15 protein-coding genes and 1 riboswitch are annotated in these 14612 nt (G+C 56.6%); of the genes, 6 read left to right on the plus strand and 9 right to left on the minus strand.

The genetic code is table 11. The features are described from left to right. Positions 1 to 96 precede the first annotated feature (96 nt). On the minus strand, positions 97 to 1176 hold the full coding sequence (rsgA, locus tag PEH01S_RS09755; RefSeq protein WP_127485115.1) for a ribosome small subunit-dependent GTPase A: 1080 nt from the start codon (positions 1174 to 1176) through the stop codon (positions 97 to 99). Between the two features lie 209 nt (positions 1177 to 1385). Between rsgA and PEH01S_RS09760 the strand changes: the two genes are divergently transcribed. From PEH01S_RS09760 to PEH01S_RS35385, 4 genes are all read left to right on the plus strand, one after another. Then, entirely contained in the window at positions 1386 to 2510 is a 1125-nt protein-coding gene (locus tag PEH01S_RS09760; protein ID WP_127485117.1) for a PdaC/SigV domain-containing protein, read from the plus strand. A gap of 174 nt (positions 2511 to 2684) precedes the next feature. Then, the gene (locus PEH01S_RS09765) at positions 2685 to 3626 is read left to right on the plus strand and encodes a helix-turn-helix transcriptional regulator (protein ID WP_025852090.1); all 942 of its coding nucleotides are present in this window, start codon (positions 2685 to 2687) and stop codon (positions 3624 to 3626) included. Between the two features lie 72 nt (positions 3627 to 3698). After that, entirely contained in the window at positions 3699 to 4199 is a 501-nt protein-coding gene (locus PEH01S_RS09770) for a DinB family protein (RefSeq protein WP_025852092.1), read from the plus strand. 189 nt (positions 4200 to 4388) lie between these two features. Continuing rightward, entirely contained in the window at positions 4389 to 4487 is a 99-nt protein-coding gene (locus tag PEH01S_RS35385) for a dihydroorotate dehydrogenase (protein ID WP_084159703.1), read from the plus strand. A gap of 140 nt (positions 4488 to 4627) precedes the next feature. Here the strand turns inward: PEH01S_RS35385 and PEH01S_RS09780 are convergent, their stop codons facing one another. Beyond that, positions 4628 to 5500: a LysR family transcriptional regulator gene (locus PEH01S_RS09780; protein WP_025852095.1), complete on the minus strand. Its 873-nt coding sequence runs from the start codon at positions 5498 to 5500 to the stop codon at positions 4628 to 4630. A gap of 127 nt (positions 5501 to 5627) precedes the next feature. Between PEH01S_RS09780 and dapA the strand changes: the two genes are divergently transcribed. Beyond that, positions 5628 to 6500, plus strand: coding sequence for a 4-hydroxy-tetrahydrodipicolinate synthase (gene dapA, locus PEH01S_RS09785; protein ID WP_127485119.1), 873 nt, complete (start codon positions 5628 to 5630; stop codon positions 6498 to 6500). A 473-nt stretch (positions 6501 to 6973) separates the two neighbouring features. Here dapA and PEH01S_RS09790 read toward each other — a convergent pair whose 3' ends face one another. Continuing rightward, positions 6974 to 8236: a Glu/Leu/Phe/Val family dehydrogenase gene (locus PEH01S_RS09790; protein ID WP_127485121.1), complete on the minus strand. Its 1263-nt coding sequence runs from the start codon at positions 8234 to 8236 to the stop codon at positions 6974 to 6976. Positions 8237 to 8467: 231 nt separating this feature from the next. Between PEH01S_RS09790 and PEH01S_RS09795 the strand changes: the two genes are divergently transcribed. Next, on the plus strand, positions 8468 to 8941 hold the full coding sequence (locus PEH01S_RS09795) for a hypothetical protein (RefSeq protein WP_025852100.1): 474 nt from the start codon (positions 8468 to 8470) through the stop codon (positions 8939 to 8941). A 75-nt stretch (positions 8942 to 9016) separates the two neighbouring features. Here the strand turns inward: PEH01S_RS09795 and PEH01S_RS09800 are convergent, their stop codons facing one another. The 6 genes from PEH01S_RS09800 to PEH01S_RS09825 all read right to left on the minus strand — a co-directional run bounded on the left by PEH01S_RS09800 (position 9017) and on the right by PEH01S_RS09825 (position 14176). After that, the gene (locus tag PEH01S_RS09800; protein WP_127485123.1) at positions 9017 to 9541 is read right to left on the minus strand and encodes a hypothetical protein; all 525 of its coding nucleotides are present in this window, start codon (positions 9539 to 9541) and stop codon (positions 9017 to 9019) included. 56 nt (positions 9542 to 9597) lie between these two features. Further along, on the minus strand, positions 9598 to 10038 hold the full coding sequence (locus tag PEH01S_RS09805) for a MarR family winged helix-turn-helix transcriptional regulator (RefSeq protein WP_025852103.1): 441 nt from the start codon (positions 10036 to 10038) through the stop codon (positions 9598 to 9600). Positions 10039 to 10219: 181 nt separating this feature from the next. Continuing rightward, the gene (locus PEH01S_RS09810; RefSeq protein WP_051570570.1) at positions 10220 to 10765 is read right to left on the minus strand and encodes a general stress protein; all 546 of its coding nucleotides are present in this window, start codon (positions 10763 to 10765) and stop codon (positions 10220 to 10222) included. A 272-nt stretch (positions 10766 to 11037) separates the two neighbouring features. Beyond that, positions 11038 to 11718, minus strand: a complete 681-nt coding sequence (locus PEH01S_RS09815) for a stalk domain-containing protein (RefSeq protein WP_025852106.1) — start codon at positions 11716 to 11718, stop codon at positions 11038 to 11040. A gap of 237 nt (positions 11719 to 11955) precedes the next feature. Beyond that, complete coding sequence (locus PEH01S_RS09820; protein ID WP_174807118.1) at positions 11956 to 12579, minus strand: uracil-DNA glycosylase; 624 nt, start codon at positions 12577 to 12579, stop codon at positions 11956 to 11958. Between the two features lie 163 nt (positions 12580 to 12742). Further along, a complete protein-coding gene (locus PEH01S_RS09825) occupies positions 12743 to 14176 on the minus strand; it encodes an NAD(P)/FAD-dependent oxidoreductase (protein WP_127485125.1) in 1434 nt (477 codons plus the stop codon). A 77-nt stretch (positions 14177 to 14253) separates the two neighbouring features. Then, a riboswitch (purine riboswitch) is annotated at positions 14254 to 14353 on the minus strand. Positions 14354 to 14612: the final 259 nt, after the last annotated feature.

Genomic DNA, 14612 nt, shown 5'->3' on the forward strand with positions numbered 1-14612 from the left:
ACCGAACCGGCCGAAAATGAAAGACTCGTCCGGCAAAACCAAGCGCAAAGCCCATTCTCTCCGGTGCTCGAAGGGAATGGGCTTTGTACGGTATCGTTAATCCAACGGACGCTTCGGATGCTTTTTCATCGACTGGTGGATTTTTTTCCACCGGTCTTTCTCTGCCCGCTGCAAGCTCTTGTCTTCCTTACGGGCTTGGAACGCCAGCTCCTTCTGCAGCTTCACGTAGTTATGATACCGTCCCCGGTCGAGCGTGCCGTTCTCCAGCGCTTCCTTCACCGCGCAGCCGGGCTCCTCCCGGTGCGTACAGTTGCCGAACCGGCAGTCCACGGCAAGCAGCTCCACGTCGCGGAAGGCGGCGTCAAGGCCGGATTCCGCCTCCCACAGCTGCAGCTCCCGCATTCCCGGCGTATCGATCAGCAGCGCGCCCCCGGGCAGCAGCACAAGCTCACGGTGGGTCGTCGTATGGCGACCCCGGCCGTCACCCTCGCGGATCTCCCCGGTATCCAAGATGGCCTCGCCGTAGAGCAGATTGGCCAGCGTGGATTTTCCGGCTCCCGAGGACCCGAGAAGGGCCACCGTCCGCCCCGGCTTCAGATAAGGGGCCAGCGCATCCAAGCCTTCGCCGCGCGCAGAGCTGATCGCATGCACCGGCACGCCCGGCGCCACGGCCTCCACAGCGGCCGTTTTGCCCGGCACGTCCTCGCACAGATCCGCTTTGCTGAGCAGCACGACGGGCGCCGCGCCGCTCTCGTAGGACAAGGTCAAGTAGCGTTCCAGCCGCCGCACATTAAAGTCCGCATTCAGCGCATGCACCAAAAATACCGTGTCGACATTGGCCGCGACGATCTGCTCCTCGACGGCACTCCCCGCCGCTTTGCGCGAAAACTTGCTATCCCGCGGAAGCACGGCGTGAACGATCGCACGCCCGTCCTCCATCCGCGGTTGAAGCGCCACCCAATCGCCGACGGCGGGATAATTGGCCCGGCCCGCAGCTTGATGCCGGAGCCGCCCGGACACTTCGGCGAGCAGCTCTCCGCCAGCCGTAACGGCGCGGTAAACGTGCTTATGCTCCAAAATGATGCGCCCCGGCTCAAGTCCGGCCTCACGGTAAGAGGCGAACGCCTCCTCCCGCCGGTCGTTCCAGCCCCAATCGTGCAGATGGCATACGGTCAATTGTTTTCCTCCCATTCTTGTACCCGACAAAATTGATGTACCTTTTATTGTAATGAACCGGCACAGCCGCATCAAAGTAAAAAAAGACTTCTAATCATCTTCTACCGAAACCGGCCGTCAGCGGGAGTTTGTAACCTGATTGTAACTTTCTTGCCAGCCATCCGTCCTATAATCAAAGCATCAAGTCATACAACTTAGGAGGGACTTTTATGAAAACACCGTTCAAATTATTGACCCTCGGTATCGCAGGAGCTTGCCTGCTGACAGCAGGCATCCCTGATTCCCTGGCAAGCGCCGAGCCTTCCTCCGCGAACGCTCCCGTCCAGGCCGTGCCGATCTCCGCAGCCGTTCAACAGGATGCCGTCAAGGTATCGGCCAAGCCCGTACAAGAGAAGACCGATTTGTACTCCGCGGACCTGAGCATCCCGGTTATCGAAGGGCTGAAAGATAAAAAGTATCAAGACCAGTTGAACGATATCCTGGAGCGTCATGCGATGAAAGACTTGGAGCTGCTGAAGAAGCAAGCGGAAAATGACGCAGCCGATGCCAAAAAATCGGGCTACGAATTCAGACCGTACGAGGTCACCGTAACATACAAAGTGAAGGCCGGGGGCGGCACGGCCGATGCGGGCCTGTTCTCTATCGCCGTGACGACCTATACGTATACGGGAGGAGCTCACGGTTTGCCGCGCACCGATACATACAACGTGCTGAATCAAGACACGGCGAAGCGGATCGAGCTGAAAGACCTGTTCGGCGCGGACTATAAGCAGACGATCGACAAACACATCAAGGATGAGATCGCCAAGCATCCCGACGATTATTTTAAAGACGGCTTCGAAGGCATCGACGATACACAGTCGTTCTATATCCACCAAGGCAGCGCCGTCATCGTCTTCGGGCCGTACGAGATCGCGCCTTACGCCGCAGGCATGCCGGAATTCACCATCCCGCTGCCCAATCAAGCGCAGACACCGGGCGGCCGGACGCAGAAGCTTATCGTGAACGGCAGCGAGCTGTCCACCGTCGACGCAGCCGTTTACACGGACGCCAAAGGCACCGTGACCGTGCCTTTGCGGATCGTCGCCGAAGCCCTTGGCTACGAGCTGAAATGGAACGCCGAGCAGCAAGCCGTGGAGCTGCACAAGGGGGCCCAATGGACGGTCGTGCGGACGGGCAAGGATGAGTACGTCATCAACAAAATGGCTCCGGTCTCCTTGGGCATCGCCCCGGCGATCAACAGCGAAGGCAAAATGTATGTGCCGCTGGCCTTTTTCTCGGACATCCTGAAGGCGGACGTGAAGTCCGAAGCCGGTACGATCACGATCCGTTAATGTTGATTCCCCTATAGACCATGAAAGAGCGCTTAACGGCGCTCTTTTGCTTTACTTCATAATGGTTAAAAAGCAACTGGACGCCCTGATAAAAAGGATTCGGCTGCACGTGCGGAGAATTAGGCATGAACACCAAACCACATCAAATCGGGAACAAAGGACGGCTGCACTTTTATGAAACTCGACCGGCTGCTGGCCATCACCATGCTGCTGCTTAACCGCAAACGGGTAAGCGCCAAGGAATTGTCCGAGCGCTTCGAAGTGTCGCTGCGGACGGTATATCGGGATATCGAAGCGATCAACCAAGCGGGGATTCCGATCATTTCTTACGCCGGTCAGACCGGCGGTTACGAGATTACGGACCGCTACCGGCTGGACCGTCAGCTCCTGTCCTTCGACGAACTCCAGTCGCTCATCGTTGCGCTGCGCGGCATGCAGACCACTTTGGACGACCGGCATTTCGGCAGTCTGCTGGACAAAGTCGGCGCGCTTTTGGCGAAATCCGAGCAAGGAAGCGTTAAGGACGCCTCCAAGCAGATCATCATCGATATGAACCCCTGGAGGAACGGCACCGCCGACAAAGAAAAGCTGGAAACGCTACGGCAAGCGATCCGGGAAAACCGGCTTACTGCCTTCGAGTATACGAACGGGAAAGGAGAGCAGGCCGAGCGTCTGTGCGAACCGATGAGCGTGGTGCTCAAAGGCTACGTGTGGTACATGTACGGCTATTGCCGGCTGCGGGAAGATTTTCGGATATTCAGATTGTCCCGGATGCGGAATTTGCAGGCCGGAATGGAGACGTTCGAACGCCGTCAGCTGCCGGCGGAAGATCTGGACAGCCGCTGGACGCGGCGCGACTCCCCCCATTCCGTGAACCTCGTGCTGCAATTCACCCCGAAGGTCCGGGTTCCGGTGGAGGATTATTACAAGCCCGAGCAAATCGAGTACGGCCCGGACGGGACGCTCATCGTTCGCGCTTCCCATCCGGACGCGCCCTGGACGTACGCCCATCTGCTGTCGTACGGCGCCAATGTGAAGGTGCTCGAGCCGGAAGCCGTTGCCCGTCGGGTGCAGGAGGAGGCGCTCGCCATTGCGCGGCTCTACGGGCAACCCTGACATACAGTTGTCAGGGAATCCATGCTATTGTAAAGAGGTACGCTAAATTGCGAGCGCAGGGAGGAATACGAGATGTTTGTCAAAACAGCCGATTTTATAGCCGAATGGCAGCAAGAAGCTGCCGCTACACAGAGAGTCATGGATACCTTGACCGACGAAGCCCTGAACCAAGCAGTTACTCCGGACCATCGGACGCTCGGACAGCTTGCCTGGCACCTGACGACGACGGTGCATGAGATGCTGTCGCGGACCGGCCTGGAATTCGCATCGGCCGGAGACGATCAGCATGCGCCGGCCTCGGCGGCTGCGATCGCCGAAGCTTACCGGAACGCCTCTCAAGCGGCATGGAATGCCGTCCAAACCCAGTGGACGGACGCCAAGCTGGCAGAAACGACGGAGATGTACGGCGATACGTGGCCGAACGGCCTGACCTTGCGGATTTTGATCCAGCATCAGATTCATCACCGGGGCCAAATGACGGTCCTGATGCGCCAAGCCGGGCTCAGAGTTCCGGATATTTACGGCCCGACGCGGGAGGATTGGCTGGAGAGAGGTATGCAGCCGCTTGTGTGACTGAGGCTGTGCTGCATGTCCATAGGAAAGAGCAGACAATTTTAATCCAAATGCCCGCCGGAAAACGCTCCTTTATGACCCGCCGCCGTATTCCGGCATCTCCGCTAACGCACATTTTCCCGCCCACCCAATCAAGGAGCCTGTGACCATCATAAGGTATACTAGGTCACACGGAAGGAGGATGGATGTATGAGCTGCGTAAAAGGGTTCGGCGGTTTTACTTCTACGGGCGTAATCCTCGTATTGTTTATTTTGTTGGTAATCGTATCTTGTGCTTTCTGGATCTAATTTCGGGGCACAAGGCCCGGGCCGCGGCCTGGGCTTTTTTATTCAAGCACAAGCATATGGGAGGGGGGCTCGCTGCGAATCCCCCTTTTTGGCGTTCCTTTATAAATGAATGAAACCCGCTTCAGGCTGTACACATTCGCTCATGGCTTCAGCAGACGGATAAACGCCAGCAGCGGCTGCGACATCCATTTCTTGGGATGGACGAACAGCTGCAGATCGAACCGGATATCGGGATGGGCAAAAGGCAGCACCTTGAGGCGCCCACGCCGTACCTCCTCTTCGACGACGATCTGCGGAAGAAGGGCCACGCCGAGCCCGTTCATCACGCACTGCTTGATCGCCTCCGGGTTGCCCAGCTCAAAGCGGATGTGAAACGAGATGTTGTGCGCTCTTAATACGTTCTCGAACATGCCCCGGTAATTGCAGCTTTCCTCCGACATGATCAGCTCGGCTCCGTTCAAATGATCCACGCTTACACCGCCGGAACGCTGCGTGAGCGGATGGCCGGGCGGCGCGATCAGCACCAGAGGCTCTTCCCGGATCGTCTCGCAGCGAAGAGCCGGGTCAACCGGCTTGCCGTCGAGCAGCAGACCGATATCGAACTCTCCCTCCTTCACTTTGCTGACGATCAGCGACTCGCGTTCCGCTTGGATATGAATGTTCAGTTCGGGAAACCGTTCCCTCAGCTGCTGCAAATAAGGAGGAAGGTAGTAGGCCGCCAGCGAATCGATGGTGCCGATCGTCAACGTCCCGCCAACCTGATTCCCGACGATTTCTTTGGACTGGGCATACAGATCCAGCATCTGCACGGCGAGCTTCAGCAGCACTTCACCGGGCGGGGTAAGCCGAAGCTGCCTGCCATGACGCTCGAACAAGGAAACGCCGTATTCCCGCTCCAGCTTCTGAATCTGCATCGTGACGCTGGATTGCGCATAGCCAAGCTCCTCAGCAGCCCGGGTAAAGCTTTGACGTTTAGCCACCTCGCGAAACGTCTGGAGATACGTCAGTTCCATGTGATCTTCGCCCCTATTATCAATATTATTGATGATGATTATCACTTATTATAACTAACTCCGATGATTCGATCCATGGTAAAGTAGAGCCAAGAAAATTATTCGACTCCATGGAGGAATGTAAAAAATGCTAACCCAAGAGCAGCTAACTGGTGTTTACGTCCCGATCGTCACCCCGTTCGACAGCAACGGCGCCGTAGATTTAACTTCATTCGAGCGGCATGTTCGCTGGCTTGCGGACCGCGGCATCCATGGCCTGATCGTCAACGGGACGACGGGAGAATCGCCGACGGTAGCATGGGAAGAAGTCGAAGCTTTGGTCAAGACCGCAAAGAACGCCGTAGGCGGGAAACTGCCGGTGATTGTCGGTACCGGAACGAACGATACCGCCTCGACCGTGAAGCGCACGGAGCTTGCCGGACAGCTTGGCGCGGATGCCGTGCTTGTCGTTGTCCCCTACTATAACCGCCCGTCGCAGGAAGGCATCGCCGCCCATTTCCGCAAAGCGGCGGAGGTCGGCATTCCCGTCATCGCCTACGACAACCCGTCCCGTACCGGGGTGGGGCTTACGGCACAGACGGCCGGGACCGTTCTGGAGCTGGACGGGGTGATCGGTCTGAAGGACAGCTCCGGCGGCATTCAGCTGCTGACGGAATTGTCCCGCTCAAGCAGCAAGCCGGTGCTGTGCGGCGACGATTCCTTCGCTTACGCAATGCTTTGCTGCGGGGCCAAGGGCGGCATCCTCACCGCTTCCAACGTGGTGCCGGAAGCATTCGTCGAAATGCACCGGCGGTTCGCCGAAGGAGACTTGAACGGAGCAAAACAAACGTTCGAGGGGCTGCTTCCGCTCATTCGGCTTCTTTTCCAAGAATCCAATCCGGCCCCGGTCAAGTGGGTTCTGGCTCGGCAGGGCATTATCGCCTCGGAGGGTCTCCGCCTCCCGATGACCGGCATCAGCGCGAAGCTCCGGCAGGAGCTCGAAGCGTATTTGAGCCGGTAAGCCGGCACAATAAACCGACGGTCCGGGCAACAACAACCGTCAGACGCACGAAAAAGCCCTCCGCTGTAAGCGGAGGGCTTTTTCGGACCCAGCCTAATGTTTCATACGGAAAAACAAATCGATAAACGCCCCGCCAACGAGCCAGTAGCTAACGATGCAGCTGAGCACGATGAGGATAACGTTCTTCAAAAACTTCATTTCTTCAACTCCAATATCATTTAGGTTCGCCCGCGATAGAAGCGCCGTGCTTCCTCCCCGCTTCCGGCGTACGGTGCCTAAGTGCGGCTCCAGTTGTCTTTGGACAGAAGGGACCGTCACCTATTAGACGATGGAACCTGGCAATAAGTTTCAAACTATAATCTTACAGCAAAAACCCCGGGAACGCCAAGCGCCGCCAGCGCTTCTGTACCAAGGCAAGGTACAAAGCCGCTGACGGCGACTGTTTTATGGCATATGGAATTCAGGCGCTCCGCTTACACCCAGCCGCGGGCTTCCATCGCTTTGGAAATCCGCTCCATCGAGATCATGTAAGCGGCCGTACGCAGATCGGTTTTGTATTGAGTGGCAAGATCTTGAACCGCGCGATACGCTTCCGTCATCGCCGTCTTGAGCTTGAGGTTTACCTCTTCTTCGCTCCAGTAATAGTTCATCAGGTTCTGAACCCATTCAAAGTAGGAAACCGTCACGCCGCCGGCATTCGCCAAAATATCCGGGATCACCTTCACGCCGTTGCCGAACAAAATCTCGTCCGCTTCCGGCGTCGTCGGTCCGTTGGCCGCTTCCGCCACGATGCGCGCCTTGATCTGAGCGGCATTTGCCGATGTAATGACATTCTCAAGCGCAGCCGGGACCAAAATATCCACATCCAGCTCCAGCAGCTTCTCCGGCTGAATGGCGGACGACGCGCCGTATGCGGACAGGTCTCCCTGATCCTTCAATTGCTCCACACGGGCCAAATCCAGTCCTTGCGGGTCGTAAATTGCGCCGCGCGAGTCGCTCACGGCCACAATGCGGCAGCCCAGCTCCGCCAGCAGCTTCGCCGCAATCCGTCCGGCGTTGCCGAAGCCTTGGATGGCCACCGTCGCGCCTTCCGGCGACTTGCCCATATCCTTCAACGCCTCTTGAATCGTGAAGACGCAGCCGCGGGCCGTCGCTTCGTTTCTGCCCTTGGAGCCTCCGATAATCAGCGGCTTGCCGGTAATCACGCCCGGGCTGTTGAAGCCTTTCAAACGGCTGAACGTATCCATCATCCAGCCCATAATTTGCGGGGTCGTGTACACGTCCGGCGCAGGAATGTCTTTCTCCGGTCCGACGATATCGGCGATCGCTTCCATGAATCCCCGGCTGACGCGCTCCAGCTCGCCCTTGCTCATTTCGCGCGGGTCGCAGATGACTCCGCCCTTGCCGCCGCCGTACGGGAGGCCGACAACGCCGCATTTGAAGCTCATCCACATCGACAGCGCCTTGACCTCGTCCAGCGTAACGTCCGGATGGAACCGGATGCCGCCCTTCGTCGGGCCGACCGCATCGTTATGCTGGGAGCGGTAGCCTTCAAATACGCGGACTTGGCCGTTGTCCATCTTCACGGGGAATGTGACGGACAATACCCGTTTCGGGTGCTTCAGAATTTCTACGGCCTCTTTGGGTAAGTTTAAGAGAGAAGCGGCATGCTCGATTTGCCTTTGAGCAATTTTAAACGGATTTAGATTTTCGGCAGTCAGTGTAGTCACAGTCATCGATTCATCTCCATCTCCTTCTATGCTTTAACGTAATGCTGAAATAATGAGTTGTTTTTTATTCTATAGGTATCGACTTCCACTTTCAACCGTTTTTTTTGACAATATTCAGCAAATTCGAAGCGTCAGGAAATCTATACAAACCTTTCATCATCCGTTATTTTTGTTTTAAAAATGATGTATGGTATATTTAACATATATCCAAAATTTATCTGACAGGAAGAGGAAATCATGCTGACATTTGAGGAAAAGATTGCGGTAATCGAATCGTTTACGGAGCTGGAGAGGAAGAACGTGTCCTTGGGCCGGGTCAACTATCATTACGAACAAAGCGCTTATGACAAGAAGACCGTTGTGTACCATTTGCACCCGAATGGCAACGGCTTCGTCTATGCCGGTCATCTGTCCGGTTACGATACCGATGAGCGGGGTCTGGTGAACATCCGGGACTTCACCGCAGAGGCGCTCCGGTCGATCGTGGAAGCCTCGATACGCTCCCTTGCGCCCAAGACGGTGCAAGAACAAGCCGTCGCCGGCGACGCGGAGATCGAAGAGCGCTGGACCGGCCCGGATAAGCAGACCTTGGTGCTGCTGTACGAGAACGAGCTGTGGTGCGTCTATGCCGGTTTGAACCTCGAAGCGGCCTTCGAAACGTACGGGGAAGCCGAAGAATACTTGACCGAAGAAGGCTTCTCCCGGCAATAGCTCCCGTCCATCGCCGCGGCGGACATGCCTGCCGGGGCGGGCATGTCCTTAGATGCCTGTACAGCGGTCAACAGCTTACCCTTCAAGCGCTGCGAACTCGCCGGGGATGCTTCGAATCCGCTCGCCAATGCGTCTTATCGTTTCCGGCGCGGCTTGATGATACCGGGCAAACAGCCGGGCTATGGATGCAGCCAGCTCCGCATCCCCGTCCAGGTCCATCACGGCAAAATGACGCCATCCCCCGTCAGGCTGGCGGTTTTTCGCTTTAACCGCCGCTTCCGTCTCCTCGTAAATCCGCAGCATGGCCTCATCCCCGAAATAGCGCATTCCGGCTTTCACCTCGGACCACACCCCCAGAGAAATGTAATGCGAGACAAACCAGTAATATTCGGGCTCCGAGTGGGCGTGGCCATAGAGCACTTGGAACATCAGCAGCGCTTGCTGTCCCGGGGTCAGCCCGGCATACACCTCCCGCTTGAGACGAAGGCCCTTCCCGCGAATCTGCCGGATCGTCGGCTCGATACAAGCCTCCAGCAGCGCGCGATCCTCCAATGTCTCGAAAACCTCTTTTTTCATCGTTATCCGCAATTCGTACTCCACCTTTCCTCCGGCAAAATGATGATTGTGTGTACATACAACAAATTGTGCAAAAAATTTTATTTACTGTCGAGCTTTTTGGCAGCCTGATGCAGCATCCCTGTCAGCACTTGCCCTTCTTCGCCTAAAGCTCCCATAAATCGCCCCATCAAGCGATGCCAGCATTGATTAATCGTCTGCTGAAGCCTAAGCCCCTCTTCGGTCGGATAGATGAGCGCCAGCTTGCCCTCGTTCCGTCTCTCGACCAAGCCTTTGACGACGAGCTTGTCAATGAACCGGGTGCTGGTAGAAGGAGCGATATGCAGCGTCTCGCTTAAGTCTCTTTGGGTAATCCCCGGATTTTCTTTTACCACCATCAGCAAAAAGGCATAGGTCGGCGATAAGCCGGCAGGCGCGAATTCCTCTTCCGCCATCCGGTTCATGACGCGGGATAGCCAGTTCACGTTAAAAAAGGGGCATTCGGCAAAATGGTCTTCGGTTACTTTGCTTTGCTGTTCCATAATCGATCCTTAGCCTTTTTTGTTGTATGTACACATAACTTAAACCAAGAGCAGCTTCTTGTCAACCGTTTGAACAGAAAATATGTTTTTTCTCCGCCCACACGAAAAAGAAGCCCCGGCGGGACTACGGCCCCGGTCAAGGCTTCCGAAGGATACCTGCTTCCCCAAGAGCGCGTGCGGGTCAGCGCAGCCTGCGGGACCCGACTTCCGCCCCGTAGTCGGCGTCGTAGGTGCTCGCATTCCTGGAGTTGTTGGCGCGGAACGTATCGTATACCTCATTGTCGAGCTCGGCCCGGGAGTCTACAAGCACAAGGATGCTCCCTTCTTTGACGTATTCGTTATAACGTTTCGCTTCGTCCTCGGGAATCCCCATGCCGATCAATCCGCCGACGATCCCGCCGGCTCCCGCCCCGACAGCCGCCCCGGTTAAGGTCGCCGCAATCGGGCCCGCCGCAATAATCGGCCCTACGCCCGGAATCGCGAGCGCGCCGATTCCGGCCAACAGCCCGGCGATCCCGCCCAGCATGCCGCCTGTAGCCGCGCCTGCCGCGGCACCCTCCGGCGCTTTGGACCCCGTCTGGTCCGTCACGGCGGATACGTCCTCCTTATCCTTGGCAATCACGGATATCTCATCCGCCCGATAACCTTGTCTTTTCAAGCCTTCGATCGCCCGGATCGCTTCCTGCTCGGTCTGAAACACGCCTACGATTTTTTTCTCGTTGTTCATGGTCATGACCTCCTCAATTGGGTACGAACCGGCAAGCGGTTCGTCGGCGTCTCGAAACCGGACGGCCGCCGCATTTCTCCGCGGCCCGCCCGAATCGGCGCCTCTGGCAGCTTCCGCTACACAGCTTCTTACCCCGAGGAAGGACAAGTTAATCATTCCGCTTATCGCCGGAGCCGTTTCCACGGCAGCATTCATCGACAGGCAAAAAAAGACTCTGTTCGCGAGCCATGCGAAAGAGCCTTTCTTCGAATTCGTAATAGAATGTCAAATCGTCATTTATAATAGGATGTCGGCAAAATAATAGCTGCACCTTTGTTAAGCGGAGGCGCTTTGATTTCCACCTTCACTTTTTCCGCGCCGCCGATATCGACTTCCATCTTCGTCAGGCCATCCGCCTTGGTCAGCTTCTTCGCCGCCAGTTCAACATCGCCGCTCGTAACGACAACTTCGAACGAATCTTCGGTCGCTCCGATTTCCAGTACCAGCTTCTGGTATTTTTTGTTCGGATTCAGAGTGATGTTTGGCAGGCCGTTAATCGCCGTCGTATGGAACAATTCCTTATACTCTACTCCGTTATAGCTTGTTTTACTCGGTTCCCGGGTCTGCGAGAACAGCCATAAATCATATTTTTCCGCTGAAATCGGAACACCCTCGGAACGTTCTCCGAGAAGCACCGTGTCAGTCGCTTCGTCATAGTTAACGGCCACGTTAAGCGCTTCCGAAACGGCACGAACAGGCAAATACGTGCTGCCATCATATGTAATCGGACGTACCGGCGTGCCGTCCGACAGCTTCGGCTCCCATGCGGCTCCGTCGATTTTTAACTTGAGCCCGTTGTTCAAATAAGCGCGTATTTCCTCAAGCTGCGACCCGGCATAAGCCCCTGTTGCAAAGACCGTGCTGAGAGCAACGACGGCTGCCGTCAACTTGAGCGGTTTGGAAAGTTGTTTCATGCACCAATACCTCCTAAACATTGGGAGCCAACCCGAAGGCTGCACTCTCACATTTTGGGAAAATGTATGACTCTCTCTATATACGGACGGGACTTCTGTCAGGTTACAAAAAAATCTTCTCGTTAGCGTGCGATCGACGACAAAAAGGCTGCCCCTCGAATAAAATTGCCCGCGGGACAGCCTGCGTATGGTCAATCGTCCTTTTCCAATCCTACCCTGCCGTTGGGAATCGCTCCGTCAGTTCCCCTTCTCCGGCTGTTCTTCGCCCGACGGAACGATTGACGCTCCACCGATTTCGACAGACCTTGCAGCCACCCGTTTCAGATCCTCCAAGAACATACGCATAAGCACCGGCCTGCGCCGGACGGCAAGCGGATGGTAGCTGACGGTCGTCGGCAGCCCGGCGATATCGTACCAGCTGCCCCTAAGTTGCTTGACCTCCGCTTCCGGATCTTGAAAAAACGCCTGCACCGCCACGTTTCCCAAGCAGATCATAAGCTTCGGCCGTTTTTGCTCCAACTGGGAAAGCAAGTGCGCCCGGCAGCGATTCCTCGCCGTTTCCTTGTCGTATTTGCGAACCGGCCGGCATTTCAACACATAAGTCACGTAAACGTCGTTCATATCGAGTCCCGCCTCCGCCGCACCAAGCTGCAGCGTAGCGCGGGTACCGCAGACGAAGGCGCGGCCCTCCCGGTCCTCCCGCGCTCCGGGATTATCCAGCAGCATGATGATCCGGCCTTCCGGGTTGCCTTCCCCCCATATGACGCGAGTCCGCTGATTCGCCAGCTCGCATAGCTGGCAGGATACCGCATGCAGCGGCGCGGCTTCCTCCGGCAGAACGATGGGTTGATTGTCGGTCATGGATTCGGCTTCCTTCCGATGGGATTGTCGGTCTACAGGATGTTCCGGAAGTCCTGCTTTTATGCATCGTTTAGGACGCTTGTACGGCTCCTTCAGGCGAAGCCCGGCCATAGAAAAAAGCCGAAGCAGCCCCTGGCTCCCTCGGCTTTTCGCCTGTCGTCCGCTACATCCGCTCCACAATCGACCGGGCAATCCAGACTCCGGCTGCGCCCGCTTGGGCCAGCCCCCGGGTTACCCCCGCGCCGTCTCCGCCGCAGTATAACCCGCTGATCACCGTTTCAAGCTGCTCGTTCAGCTTCGGCCGGGCCGAATAGAACTTTGCTTCCACACCGTAGAACAGCGTATGATCCGACGCGATGCCCGGCGTCACCTTGTCGAGCGCCTCGACCATTTCGATCAAACTTTTCATCGTGTTGTAAGGGAGCACAAGGCCCAGATCCCCCGGAACGGCTTCCTTCAGTGTCGGCTCCAAGAACCCTTCCTGAATGCGCCCCGCCGTCGAGCGCCGGCCGCGAATGATGTCGCCGTACTTCTGGACGATCACGCCGCCGCCCGACAAATCGTTCGCCCGCTTGCAGATTTCCCGCGCATACTCGTTCGGCTTGTCGAACGGCTCGGTAAACCGGTGGGAGACGAGCAGCGCAAAGTTCGTATTGAGCGAGCCAAGCGCCGGGTCCTTGAAAGCATGCCCGTTCGCCGCCATAACCCCGCTGTGGTTCTCGACCACGACATGGCCCGACGGATTGCTGCAGAACGTCCGTACCCGCGTGCCGACCGAGGTGTTGAAAATAAATTTGCCCTCGTACAAATGCTCATTGATCTCGCGCATGACGACATCGGACGTCTCCACCCGAACGCCGACGTCCACCTGGTTATTGAACATCGGAATGCGCCGCTTGCGGAGAATTTCCGTCAGCCACGCCGATCCGTCTCTTCCCGGCGCGACGATCACGGCGTCCGCTTCCAGCTCCTCGCCGTTGGACAGCACGACCCCTCGCGCCCGGTAGCCTTCCGCTTCTTTCACCGTCAGCACGTCGGCCACTTCCGTCTTGAACCGCATCTCGATATGCCGTTTCAAATAGTCATTGATCGATTTCAAAATCTGCAAATTTTTCTCGGTGCCCAGATGCCTTACTTGCGCCCGCAATAGCTTGAGTCCGGCCGCATAGCCGCGCTGCTCGATCGAGCGCACAACCTCGGTCATCGGGTCGGTGATCGTATCGGGAGCGCCATGCCGCAGATTGAGACCGTCGACGTAGCGAATCAGCTCCAGCACCTGCGACGGCGGCAAATAATCGGTCAGCCATCCGCCGAATTCCGTCGTAATGTTGAACTTCCCGTCGCTGTAAGCGCCCGCTCCGCCGAACCCGCCCGTAATCGAACAGGCCGGCAGACAGCCCGCGTATTCCTTCTTCCCCGCCGGGGGAGGACAGAGCCGGATCTTTTCTTCCAGAATCGGACACCGGCGGCTGTCGATATCGTGTCCTTTATCGATTAACAAAACGCGCTTGTGAGGCGCTTTCAACGTCAGTTCATAAGCGGCAAAAATCCCCGCCGGTCCGGCTCCTACAATAATCACATCAAAGCGCTTACCCATCTTCGCTTTCCCTCCATAGAACGAATATTCTCATGCCTACCCGTCCGGAGACGCAAAAAATCCCGGCCTCGAACGGGTATGGAAAACCCGCCGCTCGTAGCCAGGAATTGTCGGTTCCTTGTAGAGACCCCCGGCCCGTCATGCCGAAGATATACGAACAGTCTCATCTGTAACGCTTATTCGGTTTACGTAAATTAGGGTACCGGAATTTCAGATCGGTGTCAAGGGATTATCTTTATTTCGTTCGTGTTTTACATAAAAATTATATGTTCACCCTGCATTCTTGTCCAACATACAGTTAAATTCCGAACATTACGGACATCTTTCTCGATAAACCCAGAGTGCTGTCCAGCGTGTCGTTCAGCTAAAACAACGTACGCGGTACGCTCCCCGGTTCGGCTACTCCCGCGCCCAGGGCCGGCTCCTCTCCGTTGTT

It is taken from the genome of Paenibacillus ehimensis NBRC 15659, from assembly GCF_004000785.1.
Taxonomy (GTDB): Bacteria; Bacillota; Bacilli; order Paenibacillales; family NBRC-103111; genus Paenibacillus_G; species Paenibacillus_G ehimensis.

Excerpts from the sequence above, each read along its gene's own strand:
- PEH01S_RS09820 (WP_174807118.1), bottom strand. The coding sequence starts at position 12,579 with ATGACCGACAATCAACCCATCGTTCTGCCGGAGGAAGCCGCGCCGCTG.
- PEH01S_RS09815 (WP_025852106.1), bottom strand. The coding sequence starts at position 11,718 with ATGAAACAACTTTCCAAACCGCTCAAGTTGACGGCAGCCGTCGTTGCT.
- PEH01S_RS35385 (WP_084159703.1), top strand. The coding sequence starts at position 4,389 with ATGAGCTGCGTAAAAGGGTTCGGCGGTTTTACTTCTACGGGCGTAATC.
- PEH01S_RS09805 (WP_025852103.1), bottom strand. The coding sequence starts at position 10,038 with ATGGAACAGCAAAGCAAAGTAACCGAAGACCATTTTGCCGAATGCCCC.
- PEH01S_RS09770 (WP_025852092.1), top strand. The coding sequence starts at position 3,699 with ATGTTTGTCAAAACAGCCGATTTTATAGCCGAATGGCAGCAAGAAGCT.
- PEH01S_RS09825 (WP_127485125.1), bottom strand. The coding sequence starts at position 14,176 with ATGGGTAAGCGCTTTGATGTGATTATTGTAGGAGCCGGACCGGCGGGG.
- PEH01S_RS09765 (WP_025852090.1), top strand. The coding sequence starts at position 2,685 with ATGAAACTCGACCGGCTGCTGGCCATCACCATGCTGCTGCTTAACCGC.
- dapA (WP_127485119.1), top strand. The coding sequence starts at position 5,628 with ATGCTAACCCAAGAGCAGCTAACTGGTGTTTACGTCCCGATCGTCACC.
- PEH01S_RS09780 (WP_025852095.1), bottom strand. The coding sequence starts at position 5,500 with ATGGAACTGACGTATCTCCAGACGTTTCGCGAGGTGGCTAAACGTCAA.
- PEH01S_RS09760 (WP_127485117.1), top strand. The coding sequence starts at position 1,386 with ATGAAAACACCGTTCAAATTATTGACCCTCGGTATCGCAGGAGCTTGC.
- PEH01S_RS09810 (WP_051570570.1), bottom strand. The coding sequence starts at position 10,765 with ATGAACAACGAGAAAAAAATCGTAGGCGTGTTTCAGACCGAGCAGGAA.
- PEH01S_RS09795 (WP_025852100.1), top strand. The coding sequence starts at position 8,468 with ATGCTGACATTTGAGGAAAAGATTGCGGTAATCGAATCGTTTACGGAG.
- PEH01S_RS09790 (WP_127485121.1), bottom strand. The coding sequence starts at position 8,236 with ATGACTGTGACTACACTGACTGCCGAAAATCTAAATCCGTTTAAAATT.